At 55.8% G+C, this 18374-nt stretch carries 18 protein-coding genes and 1 tRNA gene; 9 read left to right on the top strand and 10 right to left on the bottom strand.

What is annotated here, in order from left to right:
* Positions 1-12: 12 nt before the first annotated feature.
* The 4 genes from BMF08_RS07525 to BMF08_RS07510 all read right to left on the bottom strand — a co-directional run bounded on the left by BMF08_RS07525 (position 13) and on the right by BMF08_RS07510 (position 5783).
* On the bottom strand, positions 13-366 hold the full coding sequence (locus tag BMF08_RS07525) for a DUF4156 domain-containing protein (RefSeq protein WP_072570246.1): 354 nt from the start codon (positions 364-366) through the stop codon (positions 13-15).
* A 117-nt stretch (positions 367-483) separates the two neighbouring features.
* Positions 484-3411 (bottom strand): autotransporter family protein, encoded by a 2928-nt coding sequence (locus tag BMF08_RS07520; RefSeq protein WP_072570245.1) that lies wholly within the window; start codon positions 3409-3411, stop codon positions 484-486.
* 388 nt (positions 3412-3799) lie between these two features.
* Positions 3800-5446, bottom strand: coding sequence for a chaperonin GroEL (gene groL / locus BMF08_RS07515; RefSeq protein ID WP_072570244.1), 1647 nt, complete (start codon positions 5444-5446; stop codon positions 3800-3802).
* Positions 5447-5489: 43 nt separating this feature from the next.
* Positions 5490-5783, bottom strand: coding sequence for a co-chaperone GroES (locus tag BMF08_RS07510; protein WP_072570243.1), 294 nt, complete (start codon positions 5781-5783; stop codon positions 5490-5492).
* Between the two features lie 251 nt (positions 5784-6034).
* Between BMF08_RS07510 and yjeH the strand changes: the two genes are divergently transcribed.
* Positions 6035-7273: an L-methionine/branched-chain amino acid transporter gene (gene yjeH / locus BMF08_RS07505; protein ID WP_072570242.1), complete on the top strand. Its 1239-nt coding sequence runs from the start codon at positions 6035-6037 to the stop codon at positions 7271-7273.
* A 93-nt stretch (positions 7274-7366) separates the two neighbouring features.
* Here yjeH and BMF08_RS07500 read toward each other — a convergent pair whose 3' ends face one another.
* Entirely contained in the window at positions 7367-7837 is a 471-nt protein-coding gene (locus BMF08_RS07500; protein WP_072570241.1) for an FxsA family protein, read from the bottom strand.
* Between the two features lie 337 nt (positions 7838-8174).
* Between BMF08_RS07500 and aspA the strand changes: the two genes are divergently transcribed.
* The 5 genes from aspA to BMF08_RS07475 all read left to right on the top strand — a co-directional run bounded on the left by aspA (position 8175) and on the right by BMF08_RS07475 (position 13728).
* Positions 8175-9611 carry an aspartate ammonia-lyase gene (gene aspA, locus BMF08_RS07495; protein WP_072570240.1) on the top strand — a complete coding sequence of 479 codons (1437 nt, stop codon included), beginning with the start codon at positions 8175-8177 and terminating at the stop codon, positions 9609-9611.
* 111 nt (positions 9612-9722) lie between these two features.
* The gene (locus tag BMF08_RS07490; protein WP_072570239.1) at positions 9723-11024 is read left to right on the top strand and encodes an anaerobic C4-dicarboxylate transporter; all 1302 of its coding nucleotides are present in this window, start codon (positions 9723-9725) and stop codon (positions 11022-11024) included.
* 93 nt (positions 11025-11117) lie between these two features.
* Positions 11118-11441 carry a divalent cation tolerance protein CutA gene (cutA, locus tag BMF08_RS07485; RefSeq protein ID WP_072570238.1) on the top strand — a complete coding sequence of 108 codons (324 nt, stop codon included), beginning with the start codon at positions 11118-11120 and terminating at the stop codon, positions 11439-11441.
* Positions 11417-13105, top strand: coding sequence for a protein-disulfide reductase DsbD (locus BMF08_RS07480; protein WP_072570237.1), 1689 nt, complete (start codon positions 11417-11419; stop codon positions 13103-13105). Before cutA ends, BMF08_RS07480 begins: the two co-directional genes overlap by 25 nt.
* A 47-nt stretch (positions 13106-13152) precedes the next feature.
* The gene (locus BMF08_RS07475) at positions 13153-13728 is read left to right on the top strand and encodes a transcriptional regulator (protein ID WP_072570236.1); all 576 of its coding nucleotides are present in this window, start codon (positions 13153-13155) and stop codon (positions 13726-13728) included.
* Between the two features lie 2 nt (positions 13729-13730).
* On the opposite strand, the gene BMF08_RS07470 is transcribed toward BMF08_RS07475, so the two are convergent.
* Both BMF08_RS07470 and BMF08_RS07465 read right to left on the bottom strand, forming a co-directional pair.
* Positions 13731-14330: a LysE family translocator gene (locus tag BMF08_RS07470; protein ID WP_072570235.1), complete on the bottom strand. Its 600-nt coding sequence runs from the start codon at positions 14328-14330 to the stop codon at positions 13731-13733.
* A 38-nt stretch (positions 14331-14368) separates the two neighbouring features.
* Positions 14369-15214: an AraC family transcriptional regulator gene (locus BMF08_RS07465; RefSeq protein WP_072570234.1), complete on the bottom strand. Its 846-nt coding sequence runs from the start codon at positions 15212-15214 to the stop codon at positions 14369-14371.
* Positions 15215-15395: 181 nt separating this feature from the next.
* Here BMF08_RS07465 and BMF08_RS07460 point away from each other — a divergent pair.
* Positions 15396-15471, top strand: a tRNA-Phe gene (locus tag BMF08_RS07460).
* Between the two features lie 160 nt (positions 15472-15631).
* Here the strand turns inward: BMF08_RS07460 and BMF08_RS07455 are convergent.
* Complete coding sequence (locus BMF08_RS07455; protein ID WP_072570233.1) at positions 15632-15868, bottom strand: hypothetical protein; 237 nt, start codon at positions 15866-15868, stop codon at positions 15632-15634.
* Positions 15869-16021: 153 nt separating this feature from the next.
* Positions 16022-16450 (bottom strand): hypothetical protein, encoded by a 429-nt coding sequence (locus tag BMF08_RS07450; protein WP_072570232.1) that lies wholly within the window; start codon positions 16448-16450, stop codon positions 16022-16024.
* A 450-nt stretch (positions 16451-16900) separates the two neighbouring features.
* Here BMF08_RS07450 and BMF08_RS07445 point away from each other — a divergent pair, with 450 nt between their 5' ends.
* Positions 16901-17152, top strand: coding sequence for an AbrB/MazE/SpoVT family DNA-binding domain-containing protein (locus BMF08_RS07445; protein ID WP_072570231.1), 252 nt, complete (start codon positions 16901-16903; stop codon positions 17150-17152).
* The gene (locus BMF08_RS07440; protein WP_072570230.1) at positions 17146-17502 is read left to right on the top strand and encodes a type II toxin-antitoxin system ChpB family toxin; all 357 of its coding nucleotides are present in this window, start codon (positions 17146-17148) and stop codon (positions 17500-17502) included. The genes BMF08_RS07445 and BMF08_RS07440 overlap by 7 nt, the downstream gene beginning before the upstream one ends.
* 5 nt (positions 17503-17507) lie before the next feature.
* Here the strand turns inward: BMF08_RS07440 and BMF08_RS07435 are convergent, their stop codons facing one another.
* On the bottom strand, positions 17508-18347 hold the full coding sequence (locus BMF08_RS07435) for an alpha/beta fold hydrolase (protein WP_072570229.1): 840 nt from the start codon (positions 18345-18347) through the stop codon (positions 17508-17510).
* Positions 18348-18374 lie beyond the last annotated feature (27 nt).

Below are 18374 nucleotides of genomic sequence, written 5' to 3'. Positions count from 1 at the left end.
AGATGCCGGCGATCAGTTCGGGCACTTATACACCTGACCGCTCATTTCGCTGGCGGTCGGCACGAAGCTCGACATAAATCCCTGGGTCGGGCTGCTGACGTTGAAAATCACGTTGCCGCCCATTTTTGCCGCTTCGTTACGCAGGGCATTTGCCGCGCCGCGCATTGAGCCACCCTCTTCGCCATGCTGACCCGACAACCAGTTGCTTTGCGTACCGGTTGCGGTGCCCAGTAAACGACACTGCTCACTCGGTTTTTCTTCAACAAAACGAACGCTTTGCCCACCAGCGGTCAGATCGTTGCTGGCGCTACAACCCGCCAGCAGCAACGCTGCACCGACAATCCCTGCACCGACGTAAACGCGCATGTTATTCCTCGTGTAATAGCTGGACAACGTTGTCCGTGTCTGAACCTTATACTAAAAAGATGACCAAAAGAAAAACCCCCAGGCATTTCTGTCCGGGGGTTTGTCGGTCATATCACGTCAGAAGCTGTATTTTACGCCAATCATGCCGCCGTAGCTGTCATAGCTGTTATCGCCGGTAGCCATTGCCAGGCTGCCCCACGCCTTCAGTCCCGGCGTAATATTGCCGGACAGGCCCATCTTCATTTCATAGCGGTCAGCTGGCGTATCATCGTCATAGCGGGTGTTATCAATTTCCAGGCTGTTATCCGCCGTGCCGTGCCACCAGTTGATTTCCATAAAGGGCTGCACCACCTGCTGCGGGCTTTGCCGCCACAGACGCACCCCAAGGCGACTGGTTACGCCGTCGGCATCGTAGCCGCTGACGGACATACCCGCGCCGTCGCTGTGGCTGTCAGCATCGTAGGCGCTGTAAATGATCTGCGCCTGTGGTTGCAGGATCACCTGGCTTTGCTGCGCGGCATTTTCCGACAGCACAACGCCATAACCCGCTTCCAGCGAACCGCTCCAGACGCTGGAGTCGTACTCATCATCACCAACGCCGGACTGCCTGCTGCTGACGCTGTTATCGTACCAGCCGTACTGCAGCCAGCTGTCGACATAGAAGTGCTCCGGCTGTTTCACGTCGCTCAGCCATGTCCCATAGAGGCCAACGCTGTAACCTTCCACGCTCGCGTCCATGTTAAAGCGCGTTTTTCCTGCGCCATCGCTGACGCGATAGTATTTATCACTGTCTGCATCGCTGCGCTGCCAGCTGCCCATCACGCCAAAACGTATATCATCGCTGCCGTTGCTGGTCAGGCGTACGAGATCGCCGCCCAGCTGGACGCGAACGCTTTCCTGATCGACATCGAACTGGCCGCCAGCGCTGTTGTGGCTGGACTGGCCGCCGGTAATGCGTCCCCAGAGCGCAGGCGCGCCTTCACCACCCGGCTGTTGTCCATCATAGCGATCGTGGTATGTCTGGATCATCATATCGACTGCCGCCGTCTGGTTCGCCAGATAACCGGCCACTTCCGGGCGGATCATCGACCCATTGTCATCACCATTGTCTGGTGAAGGGGCGGGATCCGGATCTGGTGTCGGATCGGGGGTGGGATCAGGATTGGGGGTTGGCTCGGGCGTGGGTTCGGGCTCCGGCGTCGGCTCAGGATCCGGCGCTGGTTCAGGATTTGCCTCATCGCTTACCAGATACCAGTCGGTATCGGCGGTATTCTGCTCCAGACGATAAATATACTGCCCGGCGCTCATGGTGTGAGTTTGCCCCGCCAGTTCAAAGGCATCTTCCGACGTGTTGCCGCGCACATCCACCACTTTAATACCGTCGCCGGTGGTCAACGCCGCATCGCTGTCGCTGCCGGTATTGGTAAACAGCAGATCGGTTTTCGCGCTGCCCATTTCGACGTTATCGACAATCAGCATATCGCTCTGCGAATTCGCGCCACCTTCGTTGAGCACCACATCCATGGCGATGGTGCCGCCATTGGAGACATACGTACTGTTACCGGCAACCCCGGCGTCAGTGCTGCTGCTGATAACGAGCGTATCCCCCGCTTTATCATTAGCGCTCATATCAATGGTGCCGCTGTTGGTAAAGGTGCTGAGGCCCAGCAGTTGCGCCTGCATAATGCCGTCGTTGCTGGTGCTGTTAACGCTGTAACCCGTGGCATATTCCTTTGAGGTGTTGGTGCTGGTGATGTCGCTGTCTGCCACGCTGTCGAGCACGATTGTGCCGGTGTTGTTAAATACCCCGTTGCCGCCAAAACTGGACACCGCCACGGCTTTGGTATCGCGTGTACCGTCGCCGTCAGTATCCTGCCAATTGCGTAAATGCAGGTTGCCGCTGTTATTCAGGGTGACGTCATCGCCGCTGAGGGTCAGATTACCAGTGAGCGTGCCCTTGTTGTTGACCGTCACCGTCGGCGCGGTAATAACCATCGCGCTGTCATTCATCGCGCCGAGCGTGGCGGTGTCGTCGATGCTCATCGTCACGGCCTTCTGGCTGGTGGCGCTGACGCCCGTGGCATCCGCTCCCCAACCGCCGCTGGTCTGGGTATTGCCCCCAAGATTAATAACAATATCGCCGCTATTTTCACTGAATGCGTTAATACCCTGCGCCCCTTCCCCGGAAGCGGTTAATTGCAGATCTAAGGTGTCAATGGTAATACCGCTATTACCGTCGTTGAGAACATCGTTATAGACTTGGGCCTGAATACCTTTTGCCCCCGTTCCCTGCGCAGTAATTACCCCTGAACTGTTAATTGCCACATTATTATTTTGACCTTCCGCTGCATAAGCGGACATACCGATTGCATTAAAGCCCTGCACATTGATGTTGGCCAGCACATCCAAAGCTATATTTGTGTTAGCTGGCTCTGAAGCGAATGCCCCTAATGCCTCGGCTTTTATGCCAATACTATTGCCCGCAGACGCGTCGCCAACATTAATGAATAAATCCGGAGAGTCAATATCTACCGTCAAAGACTGATAGCCGTAGGCAGTAATACCGATGCTACCAGTACCCGTCAGCGTAATATCAGAAGCAGTATTATCAATGTGTAACTCCGCAATTTTATCATCAGCGATGTCAATACCTGCCGCATAATCGTTATCACTGGTAATATTCATTACGCTATCGTTAACATTCACTATAGCGCCACCGCCATCGTCGCCCCCAGTGTAGATACCTATTTGGGTTTCATCTAATTCAATATTCGCCGAGTCAACATTCATAATAAGTATTCCGGGTTCTTCGGAATCGGGAACGTTCCGGCCGAAATAGATACCTATATTGTTATTGTCGACGTCGGTGTCGACGCGGCTATCATAAGTCACACTCCCTGAAATTTTCATTTCAGCCGATCCGCCACCATTGTAATATTCATAAATGTTGCCGTTATTACCGCTGGTATAATCGTAAAGCGCATTCGCGTGCGCCGTGCTGCCCAACGCCAGCGCGACGCACATGGCGAGATAATTCGTTTTCATTGCATCCCTTCTCCTGAATATATTTGCGAGTGGTATAAATAAGCAAACGCATATTATTAGCTGCAAAAGGTTATTAGCATGAAGGATGCGTATATTAACATAAAATGTTATAGACAATATGAATCATTTCAGAATATATGAATTTACCGTAGCACTCACTTTAATTTAAGAACATCCTTAAAATAATGAGTTAGCACATTCATTTTGTTGGCATTTCTGTGTTTGTCAAAATATGTTCCTGGAATTATGGGTTCATCTGTTAATAATCACAAATCCAATATTATAATAATGATATATATTTAGAGAAGTTATACGCCGCGCAAAGAAAAACCCCCGGACATTGCTGCCCGGGGGTTTTCTTATTTCTGCGGGATGCAGAACAACATGATTACATCATGCCGCCCATACCACCCATGCCGCCCATACCGCCAGCAGCGCCTAAATCAGGGCCATCGGCTTTCGGCAGGTCGGTCACCATGCACTCGGTGGTGATCATCAGACCGGCAACAGAGGCCGCGTACTGCAGAGCAGAACGGGTCACTTTAGTCGGATCCAGGATACCCATGTCGATCATGTTGCCGTATTCTTCGGTTGCTGCGTTGTAACCGTAGTTACCGTCGCCGCCTTTAACAGTGTTAGCCACAACTGACGGCTCTTCGCCGCAGTTCAGCACGATCTGACGCAGCGGTGCTTCCATTGCGCGCAGCGCAACTTTGATACCGACGTTCTGATCTTCGTTCTGGCCACGCAGTTCGCTCAGTTTAGAAGCAACACGGATCAGCGCAACGCCACCGCCTGCAACCACACCTTCTTCAACCGCAGCACGGGTTGCGTGCAGGGCATCTTCTACCCGGGCTTTCTTCTCTTTCATTTCAACTTCGGTAGCAGCACCGACTTTGATAACCGCAACGCCGCCAGCCAGTTTCGCTACGCGCTCCTGCAGTTTTTCACGATCGTAGTCAGAGGTCGCTTCTTCGATCTGCTGACGGATCTGAGAAACACGGCCCTGAATGCTCGCTTCTTCACCCACGCCATCGATGATGGTGGTGGTGTCTTTGTTGATCACAACGCGTTTAGCCTGACCCAGGTCTTCCAGGGTGGCTTTTTCCAGCTCCATACCGATCTCTTCAGAGATCACGGTACCGCCGGTCAGGATAGCGATATCCTGCAGCATAGCTTTACGACGGTCGCCGAAGCCCGGTGCTTTAACCGCAGCGACTTTCACGATGCCGCGCATGGTGTTAACCACCAGGGTCGCCAGCGCTTCGCCTTCCACATCTTCAGCGATGATCAGCAGTGGTTTACCGGCTTTCGCAACGGCTTCCAGTACTGGCAGCATTTCGCGGATGTTAGAGATTTTTTTATCAGCCAGCAGGATGAACGGGCTTTCCAGTTCGATGGAGCCAGTTTCCGGCTTGTTGATGAAATACGGGGACAGGTAGCCACGGTCGAACTGCATACCTTCTACCACGTCCAGTTCGTCCTGCAGGCCGGTGCCTTCTTCAACGGTGATAACGCCTTCTTTACCCACTTTCTCCATGGCTTCCGCGATCAGTTTACCCACGGTTTCATCGGAGTTAGCGGAGATGGTACCAACCTGAGCAATGGCACGGGAATCAGAGCAAGGTACAGACAGGGCTTTCAGTTCTTCAACCGCAGCGATAACCGCTTTGTCGATGCCGCGTTTCAGATCCATCGGGTTCATGCCAGCCGCTACAGCTTTCAGGCCTTCGGTGATGATGGACTGTGCCAGTACGGTTGCAGTGGTGGTACCGTCGCCTGCCGCGTCGTTCGCTTTAGAGGCAACTTCTTTCACCATCTGCGCGCCCATGTTTTCGAACTTGTCTTCCAGCTCGATTTCACGTGCTACAGAAACACCATCTTTAGTAATGGTCGGTGCACCGAAAGATTTATCCAGAACAACGTTACGGCCTTTCGGGCCAAGGGTAACTTTCACTGCGTCTGCCAGTACGTTTACGCCGCGCAGCATTTTCACACGAGCGTCGTTACCGAATTTTACGTCTTTAGCTGCCATTTTCTTCTTTCCCTTAAATTCGTAGGTTCAGTTCGCGGGTGGGTTACGCTTCAACAATTGCCAGAATGTCGCTTTCGGACATGATCAGCACTTCTTGATCGTCAATCTTTTCAGATTTCACACCGTAGCCATCGTTGAAAATGACGATGTCACCAACTTTAACGTCCAGTGGCTGCACGCTACCGTTTTCCAGGATGCGGCCTTTACCGACAGCGATGATTTCGCCACGAGTCGATTTACCAGCAGCGCTTCCGGTCAGTACGATGCCGCCCGCAGACTTGGACTCAACTTCTTTACGCTTGACGATGACACGGTCATGCAACGGACGAATACTCATTGATAGCTCTCCTTTGAGAAAGTCAGTATCGGTTATGGATGACGCCGGCCTAAAGGTGGTTCCCGGCTGGTGACGTCAGAGATGGGGGTGCTTGATCAAGCCTTCAAGGGGCAAAAAGAAAAAAATTTTCTTAAGGGCGATAAAAAGTTGCCTGAAACAACGTCCTGCCAGAAGTGGGGAGGGAACACGCGGCGCTGATAAGGCCTGCTTATGCTACTATCGCCGCTCTTTGATGGCGGCAGGACAGGGTAATGAGCGGATTAAAACAGGAATTGGGATTAGCGCAAGGGGTGGGCTTACTCTCTACTTCATTATTAGGCACCGGCGTGTTTGCCGTTCCTGCGCTGGCGGCGCTGGTAGCAGGCGATAATAGCCTGTGGGCCTGGCCTGCGCTGATCGTGCTGGTGTTTCCCATCGCCATTGTTTTTGCCCTGCTTGGCCGACATTTTCCCAGCGCAGGCGGCGTGGCGCATTTTGTCGCCCTGGCCTTTGGCCCCCGGCTGGCGCGCGTCACCGGCTGGCTATTTTTGTCGGTGATCCCGGTGGGATTACCCGCCGCGCTGCACATCGCCACCGGTTTTGGGCAGTCGCTGTTCGGCTGGCACGACAGCCAGTTATTGCTGGCGGAGCTGGGCACCCTCGCCATCATCTGGTGGATTGGCTCCCGGGGCGCGCGCTCCAGCGCCAACCTGCAAACCCTGGTGGCGATTTTGATCGTCGCCCTGATTGTAGCGATCTGGATCTATGGCGATATTACCCTCGCGGCCATTCCCTTCCCGGCGCTGCCGGAGGTGGATACCCCGCAGCTGTTCGCCGCGCTGTCGGTGATGTTCTGGTGCTTCGTCGGGCTTGAGGCTTTTGCGCATCTGGCGTCAGAATTCAAACAGCCGGAGCGCGATTTTCCCCGCGCGCTGATGATTGGCCTGCTGCTGGCGGGAACCGTATACTGGGCCTGTACCGTGCTGGTGCTGCATTTTAATGCCTACAGCGCCGATCGCGCCGCCGCGACTTCATTGCCGGGCATCGTCGTGCAGCTGTTTGGCGTGAAAGCCCTGTGGATCGCCTGCGTCATTGGTTATCTGGCCTGCTTTGCCAGTCTGAACATTTATATCCAGAGCTTCGCGCGGCTGGTGTGGTCGCAGGCGCAGCACCTGCCGGACAGCTATCTGGCGCGCCTTTCGAAAAACCACATTCCGCGTAACGCCCTCAGCGCGGTGATCGGCTGCTGCATGCTGAGCACGCTGGGTATCTATCTGCTGGATATCAATCTGGATGCGCTGATTGTCTATGCCAACGGCATTTTCATCATGATCTATCTGCTGTGTATGCTGGCGGGATGTCGGCTGCTGACCGGGCGTTATCGTGCGCTGGCGGCGCTTGGCGGGGTGCTCTGTTTACTGCTGCTGGCGATGGTCGGCTGGAAGAGCCTTTACGCCATCATCATGCTGGCGGCGCTGTGGCTGTTTTTACCCAAACGGCGCGTGGATTAAACATGCCGGGCGGCGCTGTGCTTGCCCGGCCTACAATTGCTGGAACGGGTAATTTGTAGGCCCGGTAAGCGCAGCGCCACCGGGCAAAAGTAATTATTGATCGTCTTTATGTTCGAGGCGGTCACGCTGATCGTCTTTACGCTGGTATTCGCCATCAAAGGTCTGCCCGCCCTGGGTACCGGCGCTGAAACCGCCCCCCGGCATACGGGAAAAACGCAGATGCGGCATCAGGCGCAGGGTCAGCAGTTTCTGTACCGGCGGCAACAGCAGCAACAAACCGAGGAAATCGGTAAAGAAGCCCGGCAACAGCAGCAACAGCCCGGCGATGATCAGCGACACGCTCTTGATCATTTCTGCTGCCGGACTTTCACCCGCCGCCATTTTCTGCTGCATCAGCAGTAAATTCTTGAAGCCCTGGTTACGCACCAGCGACATCCCGACCACGGAACTGAAGATCACCAGCACCAGCGTTAACAGGACGCCTAAGACCTGGGCGACCTGAATGAAAATCGAAATCTCAATGTAAACATATAAAAATACGGCAATTAACGGTATCCAGCGCACTGGCTTCTCCTGTGTAAACCGCGGCTTTCGCGCCACGGTCAGTGTAATTTTGCGACACGCATGATCCTGTAATGGAGGCTTCATGCCAGAATTCAATCGGAATGCGCGACTATTTTTTGGCAATGATTGATCCGGTGATGTATTTCACAAATCAATAAAAGTACCGTATCAGCTAAGATAATAAGTGATCCAGGTTACGGCAATTCGCTATGATCAGCATATGATCCCGGTTACGTGGCTGATTAAGGAAATAATCGTCGGTCAGTAATCACACATAACCACAGATCTCCTGTGTGTTTGGTGCATTCATTCGTAGCTTTAATTTAAGAAGGTTCACATGTTAAACAACATTCGTATCGAAGAAGATTTGTTGGGCACAAGGGAAGTACCAGCGGATGCCTATTATGGCGTCCACACTCTGAGAGCGATTGAAAACTTTTACATTAGTAACAGCAAAATCAGTGACATCCCTGAGTTTGTGCGCGGCATGGTGATGGTTAAGAAAGCGGCAGCAATGGCCAACAAGGAGTTGCAGACCATCCCGAAGAACGTGGCTAATGTCATTATCGCCGCATGTGATGAAGTCCTGAATAACGGCAAATGCATGGATCAGTTCCCGGTTGACGTTTATCAGGGCGGCGCGGGCACTTCCGTCAACATGAACACCAACGAAGTGCTGGCGAACATCGGCCTTGAGCTGATGGGCCACCAGAAAGGTGAGTACCAGTACCTCAACCCGAACGATCACGTTAACAAATGCCAGTCCACCAACGACGCCTATCCGACCGGCTTCCGTATCGCGGTATACGCTTCGATCGAAAAACTGATCGATGCCATCCACCAGCTCGGCGAAGGCTTCCAGAATAAAGCCGTTGAGTTCCAGGACGTACTGAAAATGGGCCGCACCCAGTTGCAGGACGCGGTGCCGATGACGCTGGGCCAGGAGTTCCATGCCTTTAACGTGCTGCTGAACGAAGAGACCAAAAACCTGCGTCGTACTGCGGAACTGCTGCTGGAAGTGAACCTCGGCGCAACCGCCATCGGCACCCGTCTGAACACCCCGGACGGCTACCAGCAGCTGGCGGTGCAGAAGCTGGCGGAAGTCAGTAACCTGCCGGTCGTCCCGGCGGAAGATCTCATCGAAGCCACCTCCGACTGCGGCGCTTACGTAATGGTGCACAGCTCGCTGAAACGTCTGGCGGTGAAACTCTCCAAAATCTGTAATGACCTGCGTCTGCTCTCCTCCGGGCCGCGTGCAGGTCTGAACGAGATCAACCTGCCGGAACTGCAGGCAGGCTCCTCGATCATGCCAGCCAAAGTGAACCCGGTGGTGCCGGAAGTGGTAAACCAGGTATGCTTCAAGGTGATCGGTAACGACACCACCGTGACCATGGCTTCCGAAGCGGGTCAGTTGCAGCTGAACGTGATGGAGCCGGTGATTGGCCAGGCGATGTTTGAATCCATCCACATCCTGACCAACGCCTGTTACAACCTTCTGGAAAAATGCATCAACGGCATTACCGCTAACCGCGCCGTCTGCGAAAGCTACGTTTACAACTCCATCGGCATCGTCACTTATCTCAATCCGTTTATCGGCCACCACAATGGTGATATTGTTGGTAAGATCTGTGCGGAGACCGGTAAGAGCGTACGGGAAGTGGTGCTGGAGCGCGGTCTGCTGACTGAAGCAGAACTGGATGACATCTTCTCGCCGCATAACCTGATGCATCCGGTCTATAAGGCCAAACGCTACACCGATGAAAGCGAGCAGTAATTGTTCGCCACGCAAACAAAGGCACGTCAGATGACGTGCCTTTTTGCTTTTTAAGAGTTACTAAAATACAACAATCTAATATCAACTTGTTAATAAACAAGGCAGGCAACTATGTTTGGTGCAGAACTTGTTATCGTCCTTCTGGCGATTTATTTAGGGGCAAGACTTGGCGGGATCGGCATTGGGCTGGCCGGAGGATTGGGCGTACTCGTATTGACGCTCTTTTTTCAAATCCCGCCTGGCGCGATCCCCTTTGACGTTATCGAAATCATCATGGCGGTTATCGCCGCCATCGCCGCGATGCAGGTCGCAGGCGGCATGGATTACCTGGTCAGCCTCGCCGAAAAAATGCTGCGTCGGCATCCCAAATACATCACCTTTTTAGCGCCGCTGGTCACCTGGTTTATGACCATTCTGGCGGGCACCGGGCACACCGCCTTCTCCACGCTGCCGGTGATCACCGAAGTGGCGAAAGAACAGGGCATCCGCCCGTCCCGCCCATTATCCATCGCCGTGGTCGCCTCGCAGATCGCCATCACCGCCTCGCCGATTTCCGCCGCCGTGGTGTTCTTTGCCGGCATCCTTGAACCGCTGGGCGTCAGCTATCTGACCCTGCTGGCGATTTGTATTCCCACCACGCTGGTTGCGGTGATGCTTACCGCCGTGGTGTGTAACTTCCTCGGCAGCGAGCTGAAAGACGATCCGGTGTATCAGGAGCGACTGGCGAAAGGCGAAGTCAGCCTGCGCGGCAGCCAGGTGTTTAACATCAAACCTCATGCGAAGCGTTCGCTGATGCTGTTTTTAATCGGCATCGTCGCGGTTATGGTTTACGCCACCGCCATCAGCCCGACGGTAGGGCTTATCGCCAACCCGGTGCTGCCGCGTAACGAAGCCATTGTGGTGTTTATGCTGACCATCGCCACGCTCATCTGCCTGACCTGTAAAATTGATACCGGCGAGATCCTCAACGCCAGCACCTTTAAATCCGGCATGAGCGCCTGCGTCTGCGTACTGGGCGTGGCCTGGCTGGGCGACACTTTCGTGAAGCATCATATTGAAGATATTCAGACGGTGGCGGGCGATCTGCTGCATAACTACCCGTGGATGCTGGCGGTGGTGCTGTTCTTTGCCGCCACGCTGCTCTACTCCCAGGCGGCGACCACCAAAGCGCTGATGCCTGCCGCCCTGCTGCTGGGCGTCAGCCCGCTGACCGCCATTGCATCTTTCGCGGCGGTATCGGCGCTCTTTGTGCTGCCGACTTATCCGACGCTGCTGGCAGCGGTGGAAATGGACGACACCGGCTCCACCCGTATCGGCAAATATGTCTTTAACCATGCCTTTTTGATCCCCGGCGTTATTGCCATCACGCTGTGCGTGATCCTCGGCTTTATCGTCGGCGGCATCCTGTTGTAAATCTCGTTAAAAACGGGCCGTCCCGCGGCCCGTTGCATGAATCCCCGCCCGTCACCTGCTATAGTGCCTGTTTTCGCCGAGTCGAGATTGACGATGAACACGCCTGACGCTGTTGTTGTACTCTGTACCGCCCCGGATGAAGCCACTGCCCAGGATCTGGCAGCCAAAGTCCTGGCGGATAAACTCGCCGCCTGTGTCACCCTGTTGCCGGGCGCGACCTCGCTCTATTACTGGGAAGGGAAACTGGAGCAGGAATATGAAGTGCAGATGCTGCTGAAAAGCGATCTCGCGCATCAGGAGGCGCTGCTCGCCTGCCTGAAATCGCACCACCCTTACCAGACCCCTGAATTACTGGTTTTACCGGTTACACACGGAGATAGTGATTACCTCTCATGGCTCAACGCTTCCTTACGCTGATCCTGCTGCTGTGCAGCACATCGGCCTTCGCCGGGCTGTTTGACGCCCCGGGCCGTTCCAGTTTTGTGCCTGCCGACCAGGCCTTTGCCTTTGATTTTCAGCAAAACCAGCACGACCTGACGCTGCACTGGCAGGTGAAAGAGGGCTACTACCTCTATCGCCAGCAGATCAAAATCACCCCTGCCGGTGCGGAGATCGCTCCGCCGCAACTGCCTGCGGGCGAGATGCACGAAGATGAGTTCTTCGGTAAAAGCGAAGTGTATCGCCAGCGCCTGGATGTGCCGGTGACGGTGAATGCCGCGGGTAAAAATGCCACGCTCACCGTGACTTACCAGGGCTGCGCCGAGGCCGGGCTGTGCTATCCGCCGGAAACCAAAACGGTGCCGCTGACGGAAATAGCTGCCGCAACGCCTGCATCGCCGCTCCCAGCGAGCCAGCCTGCCGCCGCCGGTGAACTGCCCTTTTCCGCCCTCTGGGCGCTGTTGATCGGCATCGGCATCGCCTTTACCCCCTGCGTACTGCCCATGTATCCGCTGATTTCCGGCATCGTGCTCGGAGGCAAACAGCGCCTTCGCACAGGCCGCGCCCTGCTGCTGGCGTTCATTTATGTGCAGGGCATGGCGCTGACCTACACCGCGCTGGGCCTGGTCGTCGCTGCCGCCGGGCTGCAGTTTCAGGCGGCGCTGCAACACCCCTACGTGCTGATCGGGCTGGCGATCCTCTTTACCCTGCTGGCGCTGTCGATGTTCGGCCTGTTTTCCTTACAGCTGCCTTCCGCGCTGCAAACACGCTTAACGCTGTGGAGCAACCGCCAGCAGGGCGGCTCACCCGGCGGCGTCTTCGTGATGGGGGCCATTGCCGGGCTGATTTGCTCCCCCTGCACCACCGCGCCGCTCAGTGCCATCCTGCTGTACATCGCCCAGAGTGGCAACCTCTGGCTCGGTGGCGGCACGCTCTATCTGTACGCACTGGGCATGGGCCTGCCGCTGATACTGATCACCGTCTTTGGCAACCGCCTGCTGCCGAAAAGCGGGCCATGGATGGAGCAGGTTAAAATCGCCTTTGGCTTTGTGATCCTCGCTCTGCCGGTGTTTTTGCTGGAGCGTGTCCTGGGCGATACCTGGGGGCTGCGGCTGTGGTCGATGCTGGGCGTCGCCTTTTTCTGCTGGGCGTTTATCACCAGCCTTACGGCAAAAGCGGCGTGGGTGCGCATCGTGCAGGTTGTTCTGCTGGGCGGCGCGCTGATCTGCGCGAAGCCGTTGCAGGACTGGGCCTTTGGCGTAAGCGCCGCGCAGAACCTGCCGCACCTTAACTTTACGCCAGTGGCGGATCTGGATGCGCTGCATCAGGCGCTGGCGCAGGCGAAGGGCAAACCAGTCATGCTCGATCTGTACGCCGACTGGTGCGTGGCCTGTAAAGAGTTTGAAAAGTACACCTTCAGCGATCCGCATGTTCAGGAAGCGCTGAAAGATACCGTACTGTTGCAGGCCAACGTGACGGCGAACACCGCGGCAGATGCTGCTTTATTAAAGTCGCTGCATGTTCCCGGTCTGCCCACGATCCTGTTCTTTGATGCGCAGGGCAACGAACAATCCGCCTTACGGGTGGCGGGTTTTATGGATGCTGCGGCCTTCGCTGAGCATTTGCGCAATCGCCAGCCGTAAACGACACTGTGAATGGGAAAAACGGTTCAATAACGCAGGAGGACACCGTGCAACGCGAAGATGTTTTGGGGAACACTCTGCAATTACTTGAACTTAAAGGGATTGCTGATACCACGCCAGAGATGATCGCCGAACGTATCAATTATCCGCTGGATGAATTTTTACGCTTCTGGCCCGATAAAGACGCGCTGATTTATGATGCGCTGCGTTATCTGAGCACGCAGGTCGATACCTGGCGCAGGCAACTGCTGCTGAACGACGACCTCAGCCTCGAGCAAAAATTGCTGGCCCGCTATGGCGCGCTGAGCGAATGCGTCGCGAATCACCGCTATCCCGGCTGCCTGTTTATCGCCGCCTGTACCTTTTACCCGGATCCGGCGCACCCGATCCATCAACTGGCGGCGCAGCAAAAAAGCGCGGCCTATGAGTTCTCGCACGATCTGCTGCGAAAGATCGGCATTGAAGATGCGCCTATGGTCGCCAAACAAATGGAGCTGGTGCTGGAAGGCTGTCTCAGCCGGATGCTGGTTAACCGCAGCCAGACGGATGTCGACACCGCCCAGCGCCTGGCCGAAGATATTCTGCGTTTCGCCCAGTGCCGTCAGGGCGGCGCGCTGACCTGATCTCAGTGCAGCAAACCCGCCCAGGCTGACAGCAACAGACAGAGCGCCATCGCCCGCTGAAAGCCGCGCAGCGCCGCCGGAGTGCGGAAAATCCGGTTAACCGCATTGCCGGACAACGCCCAGGCGCTCAGGCAGATCACCGAAATCAGCAAAAACAACAGCGATAACAGGGTGATGTTCCGCAGCGGATGCGCCCCGTGCGGCGCAAACAGGCTCACCACCGCCAGCGCCATCATCCAGGTCTTGGGATTGATCAACTGTAACAGCGCCGCCGATCTGGCGCTGAAGGGCCGCTGCGCCTCGTCAAACTGCGCCGCCGGGGCGCGAAACAATTGCCAGCTCATCCAGCTTAGCCATAGCGCCCCCATCCAGCTCATCACCGTACGCACCAGCGGATAATCCCGCAGCACCTCCCCCGCGCCCGCGCCGGAGACAAAGACAATCAGGCTCGCCGCCAGACAGGCCCCCGCCACGGCAGGCAGCGTGGCTTTGACGCCAAACCGCTGGCTGCTGGCCAGAATGAGGATATTGGTCGGGCCGGGCGTGATGGACGCCACAAAGGCAAACAGCATAAACGGCAGATACGCAGACAACAGATTCACAGGCAGGGCTCCTTATAAGTGATGCCCTGACTGTGGCGTTATTTTGCGCGCGGGTCTGGAAGATTTGTGCACAGCCTGCGGTAATGCGCCGGTGACAGCCGGTAGGCACGCTGGAACCAGCGCCCGAGATGGCTCTGATCGGCAAAACCGAGCGCCGCCGCCACGCTGGCGGGCTGCTCCCCCTGCGCCAGCATCGCCCGCGCCTTCGCCAGCCGCAGCTGGATCAGCCAGGCGTGGGGCGACAGATGAAACTCCCGTTTAAAACAGCGCGTCAGCGTGAAGCGATCGGTGCCGGTTTCCCGCGCCAGATCGTCAAGGCCGATATTCTCCCCGACAAAAGCATACAGATAATCCCGCGCGCGATGGGCAATGGCCGCGCTCTGCACCTGCTCCGGCAGCCGTTTGCGCCACTGGCAGTGCTGTGTCAGCTGGCTTAACAGATTGTCCATGGTGCTGTGTTGCAGAATGCGCATCTCATCGCTGTGCAGCGCGGTAAACGTCTGCGCGATGGCCCGCACGAGCGCCGGTTCACGGGCAATGGTGCGGTTAAAATGCAGCGAATAGCTCGAAGGCACGGCGTCATACAGCCCGCGCAGGGTATCGGCGAGCCAGCGTTCATCCAGATAAAAAGTCAGATAGGTAAAGCCCCCCGCCACCGGCGCGTCGCCGTCGTGGATCTCGCCAGGCTCCAGTAAAAAGGCATCCCCCGGTGTACTGCGATGCCGTTCGCGGCGGCAGTGAAACTGCTGCGTGCCGGTCAGCGTCATTCCCACCAGATAGCTGTCATGCCAGTGCGGATCGTAGGCGTGCCCTTCAAAGTGCGCGCGGATCGTTTCTATGCCGGTTTCGTCGTGCTGCCGCAGCTCCAGCCAGTCTTGTGCCATATGTCCTCCCGGATCTCCGAGTGTAGCATTCACAGCCGCGTGGGGAATGTCTGGAAGATTTGTGCAGCCAGGCGAAAAATGGCTGAGATTGCAGCAAACTGCCGTAAAGTTAAGCAAATAAATGCGATTTCCGGAAATAAGGTTGACGCCGTAAAGCGATTAAGGTTTAATGCGCCCCGTTGCCCGGATAGCTCAGTCGGTAGAGCAGGGGATTGAAAATCCCCGTGTCCTTGGTTCGATTCCGAGTCCGGGCACCACTATTCAGAAAAACCCGCTTATGGCGGGTTTTTTGCTTTCTGGCATCCCATTTAATCGCTTCTATTTATTGCGTAGCGTTAAGCTCTCAATCAAATCCCCTAACGTCACCATTAACATCATGGGATCAATCTGCTGGCTTGCACTGGCTCAGGGTAGTGATCATTTTTTTTGCTCCCACGGGGCGGCAGTTTGCATGGTTTTTCGAAGCGACACATTCTGGGAAGGGATCTGACCCATCCGCATGATAAATTTCTGACAGGAATCAGGATCGATCATGATAATGCGCTGATCGATCAGCGCTTCTCCAGCGGCACGACCGATCATCTCTCCTTCGGCGGGCTTAATGCGCAAAGTCAGTGGTTCGTATTTAACTGACATAATGCGTTTCGCTGACATGATGTTGTCCTCCGGCATGCTTTCAGGTCAGTAATAATATCGTATGCAAAATACCAATGTTGTGACAGGGTTTATCTGTTCAACTCTGCTTGCCCGGCGGCGCAGGCTTGCCGGGCCTACATGATCCCGGCAAGCTTTTACAGCAGGCTACGCTTACACACCTTTTACCCAGCGCGGCGCTTTCATCATGTCGGCGAAATACCACACCAGTTCACACAGCAATCCTGTAAGAGTTTTCTCCATATCCGGCGGCAGCGACTGGCTGTTCAGTACGCGCGTTAAGGTCAGGCAGTATTCACAAAGCAGGTCGGATTCCGGTTCGAAACGCGGCGGTTCCGCAGGCGGGGTATCAACCGTGAGCGCCGGAATAAGATGCGGCGGGATGGCATCATTGAGCGTGGGTTGCAGCAGCGTCAGACAGGCATTGAGTCGCCCGCACATGGCGAGGCGCAGCGCCGTATCATCGCTTTCAATCAGCGCTTCGGCGAAGTGCTCGCAGTGATCCGCCAGCACGGTGAAATCTGTATCTGCGGTGAAGGGAACGGTAAGTAAGTTATTGGACTGCTCTATATAGGTAGCCATAAGGGTAGACTCCAACGAGGTTTTATAACCCACCACGTAAGAGACCAATCTTATGGGTGGTGGGACTGAACGGAGTTGGTCTTACCGGTCTCGTTGGCTACCGGCGCACCTTGCGGCGCCCCCGTTCAGCCCACCATTGAGATGTAGCAGAACGCACGACATAAAAATCAATGTCGCCAACGAGTTAACATCAGGAGACCAATCCCGGCACCTGATTTTGCAGGTGCGGGAAGATGCTACTGCCAGACGCGATTAACGGCAAGCGGAAACAGTAGCGCGATTTGCGGCGCGCCTCGCAAAGACGGTCCAAAAACTGTCGTACCCTTTCGGCGATGTTAACAATGCCTTCTGCGCACTCTGCTGGCGTTACTGGTGACAGTTTATCTGCGAGTATGTTGAACACCTCATGCCCGAAAGTTATACTTTGTATAAACAAATGGGGAGTTCGCGATGAGCATTGCAATCAAAAAATGGGGAAACAGTAATGGCGTTATCCTTCCCGCCCTGCTTCTCAGGCAACTGGGTGTCAGCGCTGGTCAGTCTCTGGATGCAGAAGTCCGGGACGGCGCGCTTATTCTGACGCCAGTACGTCAACGCTATACGCTTGAAGAACTGGTCGCACAGTGCGATGCCAGCGCACCAGCAACCAGCGAAGAAGAAATATGGGGTAAGGATGCGCCAGTGGGGAATGAAATATGGTAAAGCGTAAGCAGGGATGGCAGCGCGGCGATATAGTCATGGTTGATTTTAATCCTGCTGTTGGCAGCGAACAGCGGGAACCACGTCCGGCATTGATTCTTACGAAAAAACTGTTTAACGATTTGGGCATGGCGTTCGTCGCACCGGTTACTCAGGGCGGTAATTATGCCCGTCATGCCGGGTTTACCGTTTCGCTTTCCGGCTCTGGCAGTAAAACGCAGGGGGTGGTTCTTCTCAATCAGGCCCGGATGATTGATCTCAACGCCCGCGACGCCCGGTTTGTTGAAGTCCTGGACGAAGCCGTTGTTAACGATGTTCTGCTCAGATTCTCCACCCTCGTCGAAGCAGATTAAGCCGCTCACCCGCACCCCACCTTTCTCCCCAGCAGTTCCGGCCACAGCGCCGCCCAGTTTCCACCGTGATCCATTCCGGGGATCACCGCCACCTGCGTACAGCGCGGGCCGGTCGCCTGACGGAAACGTCCGGCCACGGCGGGCGGTACGGTACTGTCATTTGCGCCGCTGTAGTGGATCTGCGGCAGGTTTTTCAGGACCGGGGCAACATCAATGGCGCTCTGCGCATCCGGCATCGCGGTGACATGATGCAGTGCATTCACATAAGCCACATCCAGATTGCCCGCCACCGTGCGCAGCGCGATGACGTCCTGCCTGCGGGCCGCCAGCAGCGCGGCGATATTGCCGCCGCCGGAATAGCCCACCAGCTCAAACTCCGCCTGCGGATATTGCGCCTTCACCTGGCTTAACGCCGCGTTCATCGCCGCCACGACCGCGGCGGAAAAACGCTGATCCGTCCATACCCGCGGCTGACAGGCGGCGGGCAGCGGCGGGCCGATAAACTGACAAGGGCGCGCCAGATACAGCACGTTCGCCGACGGATCCGCCGCCGCCAGTTGCAGGCCCACCGGGTTACGCGGCGTCGAATCGTCAGACGGGCGCGTGCGGCTGACCCAGGCAAAACCATCCCCTTCGATATATACCCGCAGACGCGTAACCGGCGGCGTGATGCGCTGCCAGCCGCGCACAGTAATCCAGTCCGTGACGAATTCTCGCGCCGTCAGCTGGCGTTTTTTCGCAAGTGTGCTAGCAGTCTCGCGGGGATCCGAGGTAGTACAGCCGCTTAACAATAAAACGAAGCTAATCAATAACACAGCTTTAAAATACCCACGATTTATTACCATTTCCTGGCTCCACGCGAGAGAGGTTTA

The sequence above is a fragment of the Enterobacter sp. SA187 genome (assembly GCF_001888805.2).
Classification (GTDB): Bacteria; Pseudomonadota; Gammaproteobacteria; order Enterobacterales; family Enterobacteriaceae; genus Enterobacter_D.
This window is presented reverse-complemented; position numbering and strand designations above follow the sequence as displayed.